A 15,923-nucleotide genomic window follows, 5' to 3' on the forward strand; every position below is an offset into this window, starting at 1 on the left:
GCGCGTCTTTGCCGCGCACTGTTTAGTCTGGGCCCCGGCCTTCGCCGGGGAAAAGCGAATTTCGATCGCCCTAACGTTAAAATTACCTTTACCATCAAGTGTTTCGCCGTGGGACGCGGAGAAATCCGGGGGCGCAGCAGACACTGAAATCGGCTATGCCGCACGCGGGCAAGGGGCCCGGGTGGGGTAGCGCGCATCGTGTTCTGGCGGCGTTTCTCGAAGATGCAGGCACGCGGGATCGCAGCGGCGATCCTCGCCTCGCTGGTTGGCGCCGGCTTCTCCGCCCAGGCGCTGGCTCCCGCGTCGCGGCCGAAATCCGATCCCAAGCCGGTGCTGGTCGGCTATGAGGCCGAAGACCATTTCCCCGGCGCCGCCTTCTACTATGCCGTCGACGACGATGCCGCGGTGAGCGCGGGCACCACCGGCACCACGGCGCTGCCCGACATGCCGATCCCCGCCGATGCGGTGGATGCCGCGGTCGACGGATCGATCCAGCCGGCCCTGCCCTTCCACCTGGCCGGCAGCAGCACGGACAAGGCACGCGCGCTCCAGTGCCTGACCACCGCGATCTATTACGAAGCCGCCAACGAGCCGGGCGACGGCCAGCGCGCGGTTGCGCAGGTGATCCTCAACCGCGTCCGCCATCCCGCCTTCCCCGCCACGGTGTGCGGTGTCGTGTTTCAGGGATCGGAGAAGCGCGGCTGCCAGTTCAGCTTCGCCTGTGACGGCGCCATGGCCCGCGCGCCGCTGCGCTCCGCCTGGGACCGCGCCGCCCGGGTCGCCGCCGCAGCGCTTTCCGGCCAGGTGTTCGGCGCGGTGGGCGAGGCGACGCACTATCACACCTATGCCGTCACCCCGTCCTGGAACCGCAGCCTGGTGATGACCGGCGTGTTCGGTGCGCACTTCTTCCATCGCTGGAAGGGCTGGTGGGGCACCGCCGCGGCCTTCCGCCAGGCCTATCGCGGCGGCGAGCCGCTGCCCGGCCCGCATGCCCGGATCGACCTGGCCGAGGCTACCCCGATCGTGCCGGCTGCGCTTGCGACCGTACCCGGCAAGACCCCCGCCCCGGCTGCGACGCCGCGCGAGAACATCCAGCCCGCCTATGCCCAGAGCGGCGCGCCGATCGGTGGCTATGTGCCCAAAGCCGCGCCGAGCATCTCGCCGATGGACCAGGACGAGTCCCAGATCCTCGACAAGTGGAAGGACAGCGGCAAGCCGCTGCGCTGAAGCGCGCGCCGCCGGCCGGCAGCGCGCGCCCTTCGTTCAGAACTGCACGCCGCGGGTCAGCCCGCCATCCACCATCAGATTGGTGCCGGTGGTGAAGCTCGCCGCGGGGCTTGCGAGGAACAGCACCGCCTTGGCCACTTCGTCGGGCCGCGCCATTCTCCCAAGCGGGTTCTGCTTCAGGCATTCGGCGAAGAGCTCGGGCGTCTCGCGCTCGATCTGGCCCCAGACGCCGTCGGCGAAATACACATTGCCGGGCGAGACGGTGTTCACCCGGATCCCCTCCGCCGCATGCCGCGCCGAGAGCGTCTTGCCGTAATGGATCAGCGCCGCCTTGATCGCCCCATAGGGCTCGGCGAAGATGTCGTTCTCGCGCCCCGACACGCTCGAGATCAGCACGATCGACGCCGCATCGGACTTGCGCAGCCAGGGCAAGGCCGCGCCTGCCATGGTGACGGTGCCGAGCAGATCGGTCTCCACGGCCGCGCGCCAGGTCTCCAGGTCGCTGCCACCGGCGAGCGCGCTGACATTGGGCACGACGATATCGATCCCGCCCATCCGCTCGGCGGCGGCTTCGATCCAGCCGGTGACGGCCGCGGCGTCGGTCACGTCGAGCGCGGTGCCGAAGGCGTCGCCGCCCAGATCCGCCTCGGCCTGGGCGACGCCGGTCGCACCGCGCGCGCAAAACGCGACCTGCGCGCCCTCCGCCAGAAATGCCTCGACGATCGCGCGCCCGATCCCGCGCGAGCCGCCGCTCACGATGATTTTCTTGCCTTGAAGTTGAAGGTCCAAGGGTAAGCCTCCCATAGGGGTACACCGGGACCGGCAGGCCGCCGATCCCGCCCTTCAGGCAGGTCTCCGCAAAACGGGCGCGGGCCGGACGGCGGCGCCTCTGTCCCCAACCCGTTCCGCCTGCCGGGCGCCCCTGTCAACCGCCCGCACGACGAAACGACAACGGGCCCCGCCTTGCGGCGGAGCCCGTCCTGGTCAGGTTCCCCCCAAGGGGGGTCGGGTAAGGGGGAACCCGCTAGTGCTTACCAGCGATGTTCGCGATCGTGCTTCTGGTAGCGGATGCGCGCCGAGAGCGCATCGAAGCGGCGATCCAGGTCACGGCGCTCGGCCAGCGTCAGGCCCGGGCGCGAGCGGCGATACTGGGCCTCGAGCCGGTTCAGGCTGGCGAACTCGGCGCGGAGGCGAGCCGCCTCGCTGCGGCTGAGCTGGCCCGAACGCACACCCTGGTTGATGCGCATATCGAGGTTCGCCTGGCGCGAATTGATCGACTGCCATGCCTGGTACGGCGCCGGATGCGGCGCGGCCATCGCGGCGGTCATCGGAACGGCCGAAGCAGCGATGCCAAGGCCGGCGAGCATCAGGGTGAACTTGTTCATTTGCACTCTCCTCTTACGAAACCGGGCCGACGCTGCGGCCTGAACACCGTTATGGGCATGGCCTGTCGCAGCCTTGTCCCCGCACCTGTACTTTTGTGTCGCAAGCTGTCGCCGGCCGAGGAGTTCCGTTCATCTTCGGGAGAGCGAGTCCCTCGTGCGGCGAGCCGATGGCGCCGGCGGCGCGTTGACGGCGCTCATATCTGCGATAGGCTGAAGGCATCAGGGGGACCCGCCACATGCCGTATCGCCATGCCCATTGGTTTCTGCTCGCGATCTTTCCGCTCGCGGCGCTGGCCTTTTGGCCGGGCTATCTCGCGACGATCGCCAGCGCGCCGCTGCAGATGCACGCGCACGGCGTGACCGCGACGCTGTGGCTGATGCTGCTCGTCGCACAGAGCTGGAGCATCCATTCGGGGCGCAATCCGCTCCACCGCATGCTCGGCGCCGCCAGCCTGGTGCTGTTCCCGCTCTTCCTGGCGGGCGGATCGATGATCTTCCTCGGCATGGCCGAGCGCTATTTCGAGGGCGCCTCGCCCTTCTACACGCTGTTCGCGCCGCGGCTCGCGCTGATCGACCTGGTCTCGGTCGCTGCCTTTGCCGGCTTCTATTACGAGGCGCTGCGCCTGCGCCGGAAGACCCAGCTCCATGCGCGCTACATGCTGGCCACCGTGCTGTTCCTGCTGCCGCCGATCCTCGGCCGGCTGATGCCGATCCTCCCGCCGCTGGCGATCCACGGCCCAGGCGATTTCTGGAAGCTCGGCATCGGCTTCCAGCTCGCCAACGCCGTCACCGCCGCGATCGCCTTCGGCCTGGCCTTCGCCAGCGGGCGCCATGGCCGGCCCTTCTTCCTCGCCGGCGGTGTGACGCTGCTCGCTGCCCTGCTCTTCGAATTCCTCGGCCCGCTGGCGGCATGGAAGGCGTTCTTCGTCCATTTCGCCGCGGTCCCCGCCCTGCCCTTCGCCTTCGCGGCGGGGCTGATCGGCGCGGGCATCGGCTATGCCGGCTGGATCGCGGGGCGCCGGCCGGCAATGCCCGGCGCACTGGCCGCCTAGGCGGCGATCAGCCGTTCGGCCTGGGCGCGGGCCTCGTCGGTGATCTCGGCGCCCGAGAGCATGCGCGCGATCTCCTCGCGCCGCTGGCCGGCGTCGAGCGGCGTCACGCCGGTGCGGGTCACCGTCCCATCATGGCTCTTGGCGATCAGCAGGTGCTGGGCGCCGCGCGCCGCCACTTGCGGGCTGTGCGTCACCACCAGCACCTGCGCGCTGTCCGCCAGCCGCGCCAGGCGTTCGCCGATGGCACTGGCCACCGCGCCGCCCACGCCGCGATCGATCTCGTCGAAGATCAGCGTCCGCGCCCCGCCTTCTTCGGCCAGCGCCACCTTCATCGCCAGGATGAAGCGCGACAGCTCGCCGCCCGAGGCGATCTTGATCAGCGGCGCGAACGGCGCACCCGGATTGGTCGAGACTTCGAACTCTACCCGGTCCATGCCGAAGCTCGACCAGTTCGCCTCGTCCTGCGGCTCCACCATGGTGCGGAAGCGCGCGGCATCGAGCTTGAGCGGCTTCAATTCGGTGGCGACCGCCGCATCGAGCCGGGCCGCCGCCATCGTCCGCAGCGCCGACAATGCCCTGGCCGCCTCGACATAGGCGCCATGCGCCTGGGTCACCGCCGCTTCCAGCCTGGCGATCCCGGCGCCGCCGCTCTGCACCCGCTCCAGCCTCCCGGCCAGTTCGTCGAGCAGCGCCGACAGATCGTCGGGCTGCACCCGGTGCTTGCGCGCGATCCCGCGCAGCTCGAACAGACGCGCCTCGTCGGCTTCCAGCGCGGCTGGGTCGAAGGCGAGCGCCTCGGCCGCCGCGTCGACCTTGTCCTGCGCCTCGGCCGCCTCGCCGATCGCACGGTCGATCGCGGCGAGCGCCTCGGCCAGTGCCTCATGATCATCGGCGATCCGCTCGAGCACCCGTGCCGCCTGGCGCAGCTGGCTCAGCCCGCCTTCCGATCCGTCGAGCAGCTCGGCGATCCCCTGCAGCTCGCCGGCGATCTTCTCGCCGCGCTGCATGCTTGCCCGGCGCTCGGCGAGGATCTCCTCCTCGCCCGCTTCCGGGGCCAGCGCGCGCAGCTCGGCAACGGCATGTTCGAGCCATTCGCGGTCGCGCTCGGCGACGTCCTGCTCGGCGCGGGCCACCGCCAGCGCCGCCTCGGCATCGCGCCACGCCTTGTGCGCGATCGCCACCGTACCCGTGTCGCAGCGCCCGAACGTGTCGAGCAGAGCCCGGTGCCCGCGCGGATTCAGCATGCCGCGATCGTCATGCTGGCCGTGGATCTCGACAAGATGCGGCGCCAACTCGCGCAGCAGCCCGGCAGAGGCCGGCTGGTCGTTGAGGAAGGCGCGACTGCCGCCATCGGCCTTGACGATGCGCCGCACGATCAGCGGCTCGCCCGGCTCGAGCTCCAGCCCGTTCTGATGGAAGAGATTGGCGACTTCACCGTCGCGCGCCGGCGGCTCGAAGCTCGCGGTCACCACCGCCTGGGCCGCACCATGACGCACCAGCCCGGTCTCGCCGCGCGCGCCCAGCGCCAGCCCGAGCGCGTCGAGCAGGATCGATTTGCCCGCCCCGGTCTCGCCGGTGAGCACGCCGAGCCCGGCGCCGAACTCCAGGTCCAGCGCCTCGATCAGAACCACGTCGCGAATAGCCAGCGCAGTAAGCATGCGCCTGCCCCTATCGCAGGAACTTAACGAGAACGAAAGCCCCGAGCATCAGCTCGCGGGCTTGGCCACCGCCTGCGCCGCCTGAACCTTGTCCTGGTTCGACTGCATCAGCTTGTAGGCATGCTCGTACCAGTCGGTGCCCGGATAGTTGGCACCCAGCACCGCCGCCGCCTTGTTGGCTTCCTCGGGCATGCCGAGCGCCAGATAGCTTTCGGTCAGGCGCAGCAGCGCTTCGGGCACGTGCGTGGTGGTCTGGTACTGGTCGACCACGGTGCGGAAGCGCAGCGTCGCCGCCAGCCACTGGCCGCGCGTCTCGTAGAAGCGGCCGATCTCCATTTCCTTGCCGGCCAGATGGTCGCGGACAAGGTCGATCTTCAGGCGCGCATCGGCGGCGTACTTGGTGTTCGGATAGCGGCGGGTCAGCTCGCCCAGCGAATCGAGCGCCTGCTGGGTGATCTTCTGGTCGCGCTGCACGTCCTGGATCTGCTCGTAATAGCACAGGCCGATCAGGTAATAGGCATAGGGCGCATCGCGGTTGCCCGGGTGGACCGCCAGGAAGCGCTGCGCCGAGGAGATGGATTCGGTGTAGTCGCGGTTCAGATAATAGCTGAACGCGCCCATCAGCTGCGCGCGGCGCGCCCAGACCGAATAGGGATGCTGGCGCTCCACTTCGTCGAACAGCGCCGCAGCCAGCTTGTACTGGTGCGAATCGAGCTTCTGCTTGGCAGTGGAATAGAGCGTGCCGACGTCACGCGCGACATAGGGCAGGTCCTTGCCGCCGCTCTTCTTGGCGCAACCGGCCATCGAGAGCGCGAGAACCGGGAGAAGAGCGAGCGCGAGCGCGCGGGTCGTAGGAGTACGCATGGACGGGGGTCTTAGACCGGTCCGGTGGCGTCAAACAATCCTTTTCGCGGCCTCTTTGTGTCAGAGCTGCACCGGCCCTCTCCCCCACCCGGCCTCCCACAAGATAATGCCGTTGGGAGGCCAGGTGGGAGAGCGGGCCGGCACCGCAGACAAAAAGGCGCGGCGGGAGCCGAGACAGGTTCCGTGCGTTGCGCTAACGAACCTGAATTCGGGAGGGATTTCGTGACTGCAACCTTGCTGGCAACCCATCGTGTCGAGAAGCCCTGGGGCCGCCATACCCTGTGGCCCGGCTTCGCCGACCCCGCACCCGGTGGAGAGCCGGTGGGCGAAATCTGGTTCCAGACGCCCGGGAACGACAGCCCCGACCTGCTGATCAAATATCTGTTCACCAGCGAGAAGCTGTCGGTGCAGGTACATCCGGACGACGCCCAGGCGCGCGCCGCCGGCTATCCGCGCGGCAAGGACGAATGCTGGGTGGTGCTCGCGGCCGAGCCCGACGCGACGATCGGCCTCGGCACGATTCGCCCGGTTCCCTCCGACGAGCTTCGCACCGCATCGCTCGATGGCTCGGTCGAGCACCTGCTCGACTGGAAGCCGGTGAAGGCCGGGGATTTCATCTATTCGCCGGCGCGCACCGTCCATGCGATCGGCGCGGGCGTTACCGTCATCGAGATTCAACAGAATGTCGACCTGACCTATCGCCTCTACGACTATGGCCGCCCGCGCGAACTGCATCTCGAGGAAGCGGTGGCTGCGGCCGATGCCAAGCCGTTCGAGCCGGCCCCGGCGCCTGCGAACCAGAGCAACGAGCGCAAGATCCTGGTCGAGGGTCCGAAATTCGTGGTCGAGCGCTTGCCCGGCGGCCACCACCGCATCGAGCTGCCCGAGGGCACGCCCGGCTGGTTCGTTCCGGTAACCGGGCGCGGGGTCGCGGACGGCGTGCCCTGGCAGGCCGGCGAATGCCTGTTGCTCGACGGCATGTGCGAGATCGAGGCGGAGATGGGCAGCGACCTGCTCTTCGCCTATCCCGGTTCGCAGCGCCTCTAGCGGCGCTGCAAGGGGGCGACATTGAGCCGGAAACCGATTGGCGCGTGGCTGGGGGACTATTTCGACCAGGTCGCCGGCGTGCCGCCGCCTTCGGTTTCGCTATGGGGCGCCAAGCCCTCGCTTCTGGCGCAGTTCTTCGCGGGGCTTTTCTTCGCCGCGCGTTGCCTGAGTCCGTTGCAGCATATCAAGCGCTGGCAGCGCACCCATAAGCGATCCGACAAGAGCCGCCCGGATTTCGAGGCGCGCGACACCGAAGTCTATTTCATCACCATATTCGCCCTGGCTGCCGCGCTCTACGCGGTGCTGTGGTGGATCCCGCCGATCGGGCCGCTCTGGTCTTTCGGCTTTGCCGATGGCGGCCGCACGGTCGCCGTGGTGCTGCACCTGCTGCTGCGCACGTTCGCCGCGATCGTCTTTTTCGAGAGCTTCGTCTGGGTCAGCTATTATCTGCTCTGGCGCAATTTCGCCGAGCCGGTCTTCACGCTGTTCCACCCAGCGGAATATTTCGTGCTGTTCCCGTTGATGCTCGGCATCCAGTGCTTCAGCATCGCGCTGTGGCAGGGGCAGCCGGTCTTCCCGATCTTCGTCGCGCTGCTGGGCGGCCCCGGCGACGACAAGCCGATCGTCGCGGTGCTCAGCCAGTATTTCATGGTAGTGATCATCGCCAATCTGCTCAGCATGTTCCCCACCACCAAGTTTCGCGCCAGCCCGCTGTTCAACCTGATCGGCGCAGGCGATGTCGTCGCCCGCAAGATGGTGCCTGCGCTGCTCCGCGCGGAGCGGGACACCACCGCTCGCCATCTCCATGTCTATAGCCTGGGCACGGCCGACGACGCGGTTCGCGCGATCCGCGACCAGAGCGTGCGCGTGCACCTGTTCGACGGATCGCGCGAGCAGGCCGAAAAGGAAGTCCTGAAGCGCGTGCTCGCCAACGGATCGCCGGCAATCATCGCCTCGCCTTCCAATTCCCATTTTCGATACCTGATGGCGCTCAACGCCGCCGGCGTACGGTTCGCGGTGGAGAAGCCGATCACCAGCCTGCCGCAGGAGATCAAGGTCTTCATCGACAGCCCCGCAGTGTTCCGCGACCGGATGTTCGCGCTCAGCTATTACGGCCTCGAGAAGGCGCTGCCGCTCACCTATCTGCTGACCGGGAACCACCATTTCGAGAGCTTCCTCAAAATCGAGGGCGGCGATTCGCGCCCGATCCATTTCGCCGCCCCCGAATTGCTGCGCGCGCTGGGCAAGCTCAAGTCTTTCAGGATCGACCTGGTCGAGACGGCGGAGCGATCCCCGACGGCGGACAGCCGGGCCTGGACCGAAGAAGGCGGCCCGCACGGCCTGTTGTTCGAGACGATGATCCATGTCCTGCTGCTCGCGCACAAGCTCCTGCAGCAGCAGGGCAAGTCGATCGCGCCGTTCGCGCCCGCGATGATCGGCGGCGCCTCCACCGAGGCAGTCGTCGCGGATGCCACCACCTTCCTGCGCTTCGACGGCACGATCGACGGGATCGAGATCGCACTCGCCTGCGGGAAATACGCCGATGCCGGCAATGCGAAGCGCGGCGGCTCGGCGGTCTATGAGCATGGCCGCATCGACTTCGATTTCGATGCCCTGCGTTGCAGCGTGCAGCTGGACAACGGCCGTTCCGCGACGCTGCGGGTCTCCGAGCCCTGGTGCGCGGTCAACTACGCGGTGCAGATGGACCTCGTCGACAAGTTCTTCAAATCGGGCTGGACCGACATACGTTTCGACGATTTCGAGGACCAGGTCGTCGTACTGCGCTGGATCCGCGACGCTGTGCTGCAGATCGGCGAGACCTTTTCCTATGGACCGGACGGCGCGGGCTTCGACCGTCTCGCCACCGCCCTGAGCACGAAAGCTGAACCGGGCCCGACCGCCACGTAGTTTCCCGTTCACGCAACCCGTCCCGCTCCGGCACGTTGGTGGAGCGGGAGAAACAAACGGAGAGAATCCATGCGTACCCTTTTCCTCGCCGCGGTTGCCGCGGCAGCCTTCGCGACGCCGGCTGCGGCACAGGGCTGGAACGAGCGCGAGGCCCGGGCGGACTGCCGCCACGATCTGCGCAATTCCGACTCGCGCGGTGAATATCGTCGCGAGCTGCGCGACTGCCGCAACGACATCGCCCAGGCCCAGCGCCGGGACGATCGCGAGTGGCGCCGCGATTATCGCCGTTATCGCAACTACGACTATAACCGCCTGCCCCCGGGCGAGCGCTACTACAACCCGGCCGACTATTACCGCGACGGCCGCTATTATCGCGAGCGCCGCCTGACGCGGAACGACCGCGTCTATCGCGGCAATGACGGGCGCTATTATTGCCGCCGCTCGGACGGCACGACCGGCCTGATCGTGGGCGGCGTCGCCGGCGGCCTGCTCGGCAATTCGCTGTCGAACGGCCGCAACGCCACCCTGGGCACGCTGCTCGGCGCGGCTGCGGGTGCGGCGATCGGCTCGTCGATCGATCGCGGCGACGTGCGCTGCCGCTAAGCCTTCGGGCTTGATGCTTGCCACGCAGGCAGAGAAGGGGTCCGGCGGAAACGCCGGACCCTTTTTCCTGTGCGTGAAACGGGACCTTCCCTTCTCGTCACCCCGGCCTTGTGCCGGGGTCCACCGGGAGTCGTGGGCTGGACAAGAAGCGCTTTACGCATCGCGTGCGGCAGCGTGGCCCCCGGCACGAGGCCGGGGTGACGGAGTGGGGGGCTCTAAAGCTACGCGAAGATCAGAAGATGAAGCCGCCCAGCCACAGGCGGACGAGGCCGACCAGCGCGACGACGATGTTGAGGTTGCGCCCGGTGTTCGAGTCCGAGAGCGCGCCCAGCGCCAGCCCGATCACGGCGACCGGGATCACCATGTAGTTGAGCCAGCCCAGGAACGGGATCAGCGCGATCAGCATCAGCGGCAGGGCAATGATGCCAACAAGGATCGAGATCAGGTTCAGCATGGTCGCCGCTATATCCCAACGATAGTGTGTTAGCAATATATAACAGTCAGGCCGCGAGCGGGATCAGCACCTCGGTCCTGCGCAGCCGCGCCGGGGTGAAGGGCGAATTGTAGAAGGCGTGCTCCACCGGCCCGGCGGGGCGCAGCCCGTTGGCGCCGATCCAGGCGCGCAGCTCCGCCTCGTGCGCATCGAGCGCGCCTTCGCTGTCCTGCCCGGCGAAGCGCAGCGCCGCGATCCGCCGCGCCGGCAGCGTGCGCAGCCGCACGCCGTCCCCGGTATCGCCAAGCGCGTCGACCGCGGCATCGGCGGGCATCAGCAGCCGGGTACGCCAGCCGCGGCCGTCCTCGTCGCCATCGGCGAACACCGGCACCGGCATCCGCGCATGCGGGCTCCCGCGGCCGAACACATGGTCGGCCAGTCGGGTAAAGCCGACCGAGAGCGCCGCCTGGCGCAGCCCGGGGACGACCACTTCGGCCACCAGCAGCCTGGGATAGTCGCGCACACTGAAATCGCCGTCGCGCGTCACCGTCTGGAATGCGGCATCCTCACGGGATCGGGAAAGCAGGACATAGCCGATGCCGGCCGCCACAGCGGCGGCCACGCCGGCGCCGATCATCCTCGCGTTGATCTGCATGCACACCCCTTCGATCGTTCGGCAGACTACGCACAGGATCCGTCCGGGGTTCCGCTTATGGTTAACAGGGCTGTGGACAGAAATCCATCGTGCCCAAGCCTTCCTTAACCCTCCTGCGCCATAACCCTTCGCGCAAAGGAGCGTGTTCATGGCCCGTAGCCACCCTTATCTGCTGATGCTTGCCCTGCCCCTGGCGCTTGCCGGGTGCGGCAGCCGCGGCAGCCTGGGCGATGTTTCGGATAGCGAGAGCGGTAACGCCGCCGATCCGGCGCTTGCCAGCGCGCTCCAGGGCCAGATCATGGTCGACCCCCAGCTCGGCCGCCAGGCCAATGGCGATGCGGTGCGTCCGCCGGCCCAGCCCTATTCGGGCGGCGTGCCCAGCGATGCCGTTGCCGCCAATGGCGACCGCATCGACAACGGCCAGCTGCTGAAGACGCCCGCGCCGACCCAGGCCGACAAGAGCTGCACCCAGTGCGCCGCGGCGCGCGAGAGCGTGACGCTGGGCGGCCTCGCCGCGCGCCAGAAGGACGGCAAGACCAACCAGTGCGCTTCGTCGCTGCAGTACGCCGCGGGCTGGGCCCAGCGCCTGCCGCACGACCTGCCGCTCTATCCCCAGGCCCGCGTGACCGAGGCGGCGGGCAGCACTGCCGGCCAGTGCCAGCTTCGCGTGGTCAGCTTCTCCTCGCCCCAGCCGATGCAGGTGATGCTCGACTGGTACTACACCAAGGCGATCCGCGGCGGCTATTCGAGCGAGCATCAGGTCGACGGCCAGGAGCACATCCTCGGCGGCACCCGCGACAAGGATGGCGGCGCCTACGTGCTGTTCCTGACGACCCGCCCCGACGGCGGCACCGACATCGACTTGGTCGCGAACAACGGGATTTGATCGAGGGCGCAGCGCTTTCCAGCCGGCAGTTCCAAAGCCTTCGTCACGCTGAACTTGTTTCAGGGTCCAACTCTCCATGAGCGACATCGCCCGCGGCACCTTGGATGCTGAAACAAGTTCAGCATGACGACGGAAATGGTTCGATCAAATAGCAAGGTTCCCCTCTCCACGATTCCGCGCTAACCGCTGCGGATGCCACCCATCCTCCTCGTCATGCTCGGCGGCGCCTTCGGCTCCGCAGCACGCTTCCTGACAGGCAAGCTCACGCTCGCCTGGTTCGGGCCGGATTATCCGTGGGGAACGCTGGCGGTGAACCTGATCGGCGGCTTCCTGATGGGCGCGCTGGCCGGCACGCTCGCCAGGATCGGCCAGGGCGGCGAGCAGTGGCGCCTGCTGATCGGCGTCGGCATGCTCGGCGGCTTCACCACCTTCTCCGCCTTCACCCTCGACCTGATGAACATGATCGAGCGCGGCGACTATGGCATGGGCCTGGCCTATATCCTTGCCTCTGTCGTCGGCTCGGCGCTCGCGCTGTTCGCCGGCCTGAGCCTGTTGCGAGCCCTTCCATGACCTCCCCGAAAGCGCAGGACGCCGTCCGCCAGTTCACCGTCAAGCCCGACGACGACGGCATTCGCCTCGATCGCTGGTTCAAGCGGCACCTGCCCGACACCAGCTTCAACCTGGTCTCGCGCTGGGCGCGCACCGGCCAGCTGCGCGTCGATGGCGCGCGTGCCAAGCCGGGCGACCATGTCTCCGAAGGCCAGGTGATCCGCGTGCCCCCGGCCGAAGTCGCCAAGCCCGACAAGCCGGCCCGCCCCAAGCGCGTCCGCACCAACCTGAGCGAGGAGCAGATCGACTTCGCCCGCTCGATGGTGATCCACCAGGACGATGCCGCGTTCGTGCTCAACAAGCCGCCGGGGCTGGCGACGCAGGGCGGCACCAAGACCACGGAGCATGTCGACGAGCTGCTCGACGCGCTCCAGTACGATCTCGAAGGCCGCCCCAAGCTGGTCCACCGGCTCGACAAGGATACGTCGGGCGCGCTGCTCGTCGCCCGCACCGCCCGTGCCGCCGCCGCCTTCTCGAAGAACTTCTCCAGCCGTACGGCCCGGAAAGTCTATTGGGCGCTCGTCGTCGGCGTGCCGAGCATCGAGGACGGCATCATCGACCTTCCGCTCGGCAAGCAGCCGGGCACCGGCGGCGAGAAGATGCAGGTCGACGAGAAGGAAGGCCAGCCGAGCCGCTCGCGCTACCGCGTCATCGGCCGCGCCGGCAATCGCGCCGCCTGGGTCGAGCTCCAGCCCTTCACCGGGCGCACGCACCAGCTGCGCGTCCACATGGCCGCGATCGGCTTCCCGATCGTCGGCGACGGCAAATATGGCGGGCCCGAAGCCTTCCTGACCGGCGGCATCAGCCGCAAGATGCACCTCCATGCCCGCCGCATCCGCGTCGATCATCCCGATGGCGGCAAGATCGACGTGAAGGCCGAGCTGCCGCACCATTTCGCCGAATCGCTCCACACGCTCGGCTTCGAAGTGGCCGACGGGGATGCGCTGGTGCTCGACGATGGCCCGCCGCCGCTCACCAAGGAGCAGCAAAAGGCCAATGCCCGTGCGCATGCCAAGACGGTGCGCAAGGAGCGCCGCGGCGAGCGCGGCCGGCGCGGCGAGGGTCCGACCGGCGACAAGCCCGCCGCGCGCAGCGGCGGCAAGCCGAGCACGCGCAAGCCTGCGGCACCCAAGGGCAAGCCGGGCGGCAAGCCCGCGCCGCGCGGCGCTGCCAAGCCCGGCGCTCGCTCGGGTACCAGGCCCGGTCCGCGCAGCGGCGGCGACAAGCCCCGCGGCCCGCGGAGCCGCTGATGCCCACGCATCCGGCCTTCCGCTGGGAAGACCGCCCGGCGATCCGCGATTTCGTTCGCGACCTCGGCTTCGGCGCGCTGTTCGTCGCCACGCCCGACGGGCCACGCGTCGTGCATGTGCCGGTGGTGTGGCTCGACGACACGACCCTCGGCTTCCACCTTGCCCGCGGCAACGGCCTGGTCCGCCATATCGAGGGCGCCACCGGCCTGTTCGCCGTGCAGGGGCCGGACGCCTATATCAGCCCCGACTGGTATCAGAGCGGCCCCAACCAGGTGCCGACCTGGAACTATGTCACGGTCGAGCTCGAAGGCGCGGTGACCCGCACCGACGAGGCCGGGCTGATCGCGATCCTCGATGCGATCAGCCAGGAGCATGAGCGCCGCCTCGCCCCCAAGCCGGAATGGACGCGCGGCAAGATGGATCCGGCGATCGCCGCGAAGATGGCAACCGCGATCATCGGCTATCGGCTGGAGGTGCAGGATTGGCGCGGCACGCTGAAGCTCGGCCAGAACAAGCCCGACGCCGCCCGCCTCGCCGCCGCCAACGCCCTCGACGCCCAGGGCCGCCGTGCCATGGCCGCGCTGATGCGAGGCGCGAAGTGAGGGCAGCCTTCTCAATTCCTCCCCGGAACGGGGAGGGGGACCGCGCCACGAAGTGGCGTGGTGGAGGGGGCCTGCCCTCCTCAACTCCATCGCTCGCGGAAGGCGGGCCCCCTCCACCATGCTTCGCATGGTCCCCCTCCCCGTTCCGGGGAGGAATTTGCGCATGAACCGCCTCGCCGTGTTCGATTGCGACGGCACGCTCGTCGATTCGCAGGCCAATATCTGCCGCGCGATGGAGGCCAGCTTCGCGGCGCACCGGCTCGACCCGCCGGACCGCACCGCGATCCGCGGCATTGTCGGCCTCAGCCTCGCCCCCGCCATCGCGCGGCTGCTGCCGGATGCCGATGCCGGGCTCCACGATGCGATGGCCGAGGAGTACAAGCGCGCTTTCCACGCGATGCGCGCCAGCGCGGCGCTCGATCCCGAGCCGCTCTATGACGGCATCCTCGAGACGATCGACGCGCTCGATGCCGCCGGCTGGCTGCTCGGCGTCGCCACCGGCAAGTCCGATCGCGGGTTGCATCTGATCCTCGAGCATCACGGCATCCGCAACCGGTTCGTCACGCTGCAGACTGCCGATCGCCACCCCTCCAAGCCGCATCCCGCGATGCTCGAGCTTGCCATCGCCGAGGCGGGCGCCGCGCCCGAGACCACCGCGATGATCGGCGACACCAGCTACGACATGGCGATGGCACGCGCCGCTGGTGCGCATGCCGTTGGTGTGCTATGGGGATACCACACGTCCGGGGAATTGCTCGGCGCCGGCGCGCACATCGTCGCCGATCACGCCAGCCAGCTTCCCGCGCATCTGGAGAGCCTATGACGCCCGCCGAGAAACTGGCGATGAAGCGCTATTACTTTATCGTCGCGGTCAACATGCTGGGCACCGCCGGCGCGGTGATCGGCCTGCTCGTCGCCGGGCGTGCCCAGGTCTATGGGATGCAGCTGTTCGGCGGCGCGATCCTGCTCGCATCGCTCTATTTCATCGCGGTGGTGCCGCGCTTCCTCGCGCGCCGCTGGAAGACCCCCGCGGAGGCAGCGCCCGAGGCATGAAGCGTTTCTGGAAGGACGTAAGCGTCGAGAACGGCCAGGTGGCGCTCGACGGCAAGCCGGTGCGCACCCCCGATCGCGCGGCGCTGGCCCTCCCCACCCCGGCGCTGGCCGAGGCGGTGGCGGACGAGTGGCGCGCCGTCGGCGAGACGATCGATCCGCGGGTGATGAAGCTCACCGGCCTCGCCAATGCGGCGATCGACAAGATCGGCCCCGATCCCGCTCCCTTCGCCGCCGGCCTTGCCGCCTATGGCGAAAGCGACCTGCTCTACTACCGCGCCGGAGAGCCCGAACCGCTGGTCGCGCGCCAGGCCGAGAGCTGGGACCCGCTGCTCGACTGGGCGCGCAGCCGCTACGACGTGCATTTCGAGACCGCGACCGGCGTGATCCACAAGGCCCAGCCCCAGGCGACCACCGCGCGGCTGGCCGAGGCGGTCGGCGCGCTCGACGGCTTCCACCTCGCCGGGCTGCATCCGCTGGTGACGATCAGCGGCTCGCTGGTCGGCGCGCTGGCGCTGCTCGAAGGCGCGATCGACGCCGAGACCTTGTGGCAGGCCGCGCATGTCGATGAACTGTGGCAGGCCGAGCAATGGGGCGAGGACGAACTTGCGGTCCAGGCCCGCAACACCCGCCGGCTCGATTTCGATGCGGGGGCGAAGTTCCTGACACTGCTCAACTAACGTCATCCCGGCGA

General features: G+C 68.6%; 18 protein-coding genes. 12 read left to right on the top strand and 6 right to left on the bottom strand.

What is annotated here, in order from left to right:
• Positions 1 to 198: 198 nt before the first annotated feature.
• A complete protein-coding gene (locus tag P6144_RS15280; protein ID WP_277768661.1) occupies positions 199 to 1,227 on the top strand; it encodes a cell wall hydrolase in 1,029 nt (342 codons plus the stop codon).
• A 36-nt stretch (positions 1,228 to 1,263) separates the two neighbouring features.
• Here the strand turns inward: P6144_RS15280 and P6144_RS15285 are convergent, their stop codons facing one another.
• Together P6144_RS15285 and P6144_RS15290 are read right to left on the bottom strand one after the other, a co-directional pair.
• Positions 1,264 to 2,016, bottom strand: a complete 753-nt coding sequence (locus tag P6144_RS15285) for an SDR family oxidoreductase (protein WP_277768662.1) — start codon at positions 2,014 to 2,016, stop codon at positions 1,264 to 1,266.
• A gap of 242 nt (positions 2,017 to 2,258) precedes the next feature.
• Complete coding sequence (locus tag P6144_RS15290; protein ID WP_277768663.1) at positions 2,259 to 2,612, bottom strand: hypothetical protein; 354 nt, start codon at positions 2,610 to 2,612, stop codon at positions 2,259 to 2,261.
• 236 nt (positions 2,613 to 2,848) lie between these two features.
• Here P6144_RS15290 and P6144_RS15295 point away from each other — a divergent pair, with 236 nt between their 5' ends.
• A complete protein-coding gene (locus P6144_RS15295; RefSeq protein ID WP_277768664.1) occupies positions 2,849 to 3,664 on the top strand; it encodes a hypothetical protein in 816 nt (271 codons plus the stop codon).
• Here the strand turns inward: P6144_RS15295 and recN are convergent.
• Both recN and P6144_RS15305 read right to left on the bottom strand, forming a co-directional pair.
• The gene (recN, locus tag P6144_RS15300) at positions 3,661 to 5,322 is read right to left on the bottom strand and encodes a DNA repair protein RecN (RefSeq protein ID WP_277768665.1); all 1,662 of its coding nucleotides are present in this window, start codon (positions 5,320 to 5,322) and stop codon (positions 3,661 to 3,663) included. The two genes, P6144_RS15295 and recN, sit on opposite strands and share 4 nt — an antisense overlap.
• 48 nt (positions 5,323 to 5,370) lie before the next feature.
• Positions 5,371 to 6,186, bottom strand: coding sequence for an outer membrane protein assembly factor BamD (locus P6144_RS15305; protein ID WP_277768666.1), 816 nt, complete (start codon positions 6,184 to 6,186; stop codon positions 5,371 to 5,373).
• Between the two features lie 222 nt (positions 6,187 to 6,408).
• On the opposite strand from P6144_RS15305, the gene P6144_RS15310 reads away from it, so the two are divergent.
• From P6144_RS15310 to P6144_RS15320, 3 genes are all read left to right on the top strand, one after another.
• Positions 6,409 to 7,233 (top strand): class I mannose-6-phosphate isomerase, encoded by an 825-nt coding sequence (locus tag P6144_RS15310; protein ID WP_277768667.1) that lies wholly within the window; start codon positions 6,409 to 6,411, stop codon positions 7,231 to 7,233.
• 21 nt (positions 7,234 to 7,254) lie between these two features.
• Positions 7,255 to 9,141 carry a Gfo/Idh/MocA family oxidoreductase gene (locus tag P6144_RS15315; protein ID WP_277768668.1) on the top strand — a complete coding sequence of 629 codons (1,887 nt, stop codon included), beginning with the start codon at positions 7,255 to 7,257 and terminating at the stop codon, positions 9,139 to 9,141.
• Positions 9,142 to 9,210: 69 nt separating this feature from the next.
• Positions 9,211 to 9,744 (top strand): glycine zipper 2TM domain-containing protein, encoded by a 534-nt coding sequence (locus P6144_RS15320; RefSeq protein WP_277768669.1) that lies wholly within the window; start codon positions 9,211 to 9,213, stop codon positions 9,742 to 9,744.
• 232 nt (positions 9,745 to 9,976) lie between these two features.
• On the opposite strand, the gene P6144_RS15325 is transcribed toward P6144_RS15320, so the two are convergent.
• Both P6144_RS15325 and P6144_RS15330 read right to left on the bottom strand, forming a co-directional pair.
• On the bottom strand, positions 9,977 to 10,198 hold the full coding sequence (locus P6144_RS15325; protein WP_277768670.1) for a hypothetical protein: 222 nt from the start codon (positions 10,196 to 10,198) through the stop codon (positions 9,977 to 9,979).
• 46 nt (positions 10,199 to 10,244) lie between these two features.
• On the bottom strand, positions 10,245 to 10,832 hold the full coding sequence (locus P6144_RS15330) for a heme-binding protein (protein WP_277768671.1): 588 nt from the start codon (positions 10,830 to 10,832) through the stop codon (positions 10,245 to 10,247).
• Positions 10,833 to 10,980: 148 nt separating this feature from the next.
• Here P6144_RS15330 and P6144_RS15335 point away from each other — a divergent pair, with 148 nt between their 5' ends.
• The 7 genes from P6144_RS15335 (at position 10,981) to P6144_RS15365 (ending at position 15,909) form a co-directional block, all read left to right on the top strand.
• Positions 10,981 to 11,718 (top strand): hypothetical protein, encoded by a 738-nt coding sequence (locus P6144_RS15335; RefSeq protein WP_277768672.1) that lies wholly within the window; start codon positions 10,981 to 10,983, stop codon positions 11,716 to 11,718.
• A gap of 192 nt (positions 11,719 to 11,910) precedes the next feature.
• Positions 11,911 to 12,288, top strand: coding sequence for a fluoride efflux transporter CrcB (crcB, locus tag P6144_RS15340; protein WP_277768673.1), 378 nt, complete (start codon positions 11,911 to 11,913; stop codon positions 12,286 to 12,288).
• Positions 12,285 to 13,577, top strand: coding sequence for an RluA family pseudouridine synthase (locus tag P6144_RS15345; protein ID WP_277768674.1), 1,293 nt, complete (start codon positions 12,285 to 12,287; stop codon positions 13,575 to 13,577). The genes crcB and P6144_RS15345 overlap by 4 nt, the downstream gene beginning before the upstream one ends.
• The gene (locus P6144_RS15350) at positions 13,577 to 14,179 is read left to right on the top strand and encodes an FMN-binding negative transcriptional regulator (RefSeq protein ID WP_277768675.1); all 603 of its coding nucleotides are present in this window, start codon (positions 13,577 to 13,579) and stop codon (positions 14,177 to 14,179) included. Before P6144_RS15345 ends, P6144_RS15350 begins: the two co-directional genes overlap by 1 nt.
• A 163-nt stretch (positions 14,180 to 14,342) precedes the next feature.
• A complete protein-coding gene (locus P6144_RS15355; RefSeq protein ID WP_277768676.1) occupies positions 14,343 to 15,002 on the top strand; it encodes an HAD-IA family hydrolase in 660 nt (219 codons plus the stop codon).
• Positions 14,999 to 15,232, top strand: a complete 234-nt coding sequence (locus P6144_RS15360; RefSeq protein ID WP_277768677.1) for a hypothetical protein — start codon at positions 14,999 to 15,001, stop codon at positions 15,230 to 15,232. The genes P6144_RS15355 and P6144_RS15360 overlap by 4 nt, the downstream gene beginning before the upstream one ends.
• Positions 15,229 to 15,909 carry an ATP12 family protein gene (locus P6144_RS15365; RefSeq protein ID WP_277768678.1) on the top strand — a complete coding sequence of 227 codons (681 nt, stop codon included), beginning with the start codon at positions 15,229 to 15,231 and terminating at the stop codon, positions 15,907 to 15,909. The genes P6144_RS15360 and P6144_RS15365 overlap by 4 nt, the downstream gene beginning before the upstream one ends.
• Positions 15,910 to 15,923: the final 14 nt, after the last annotated feature.

The sequence above is a fragment of the Sphingomonas sp. HITSZ_GF genome, from assembly GCF_029543155.1.
In the GTDB taxonomy this organism is placed as follows: domain Bacteria; phylum Pseudomonadota; class Alphaproteobacteria; order Sphingomonadales; family Sphingomonadaceae; genus Sphingomonas.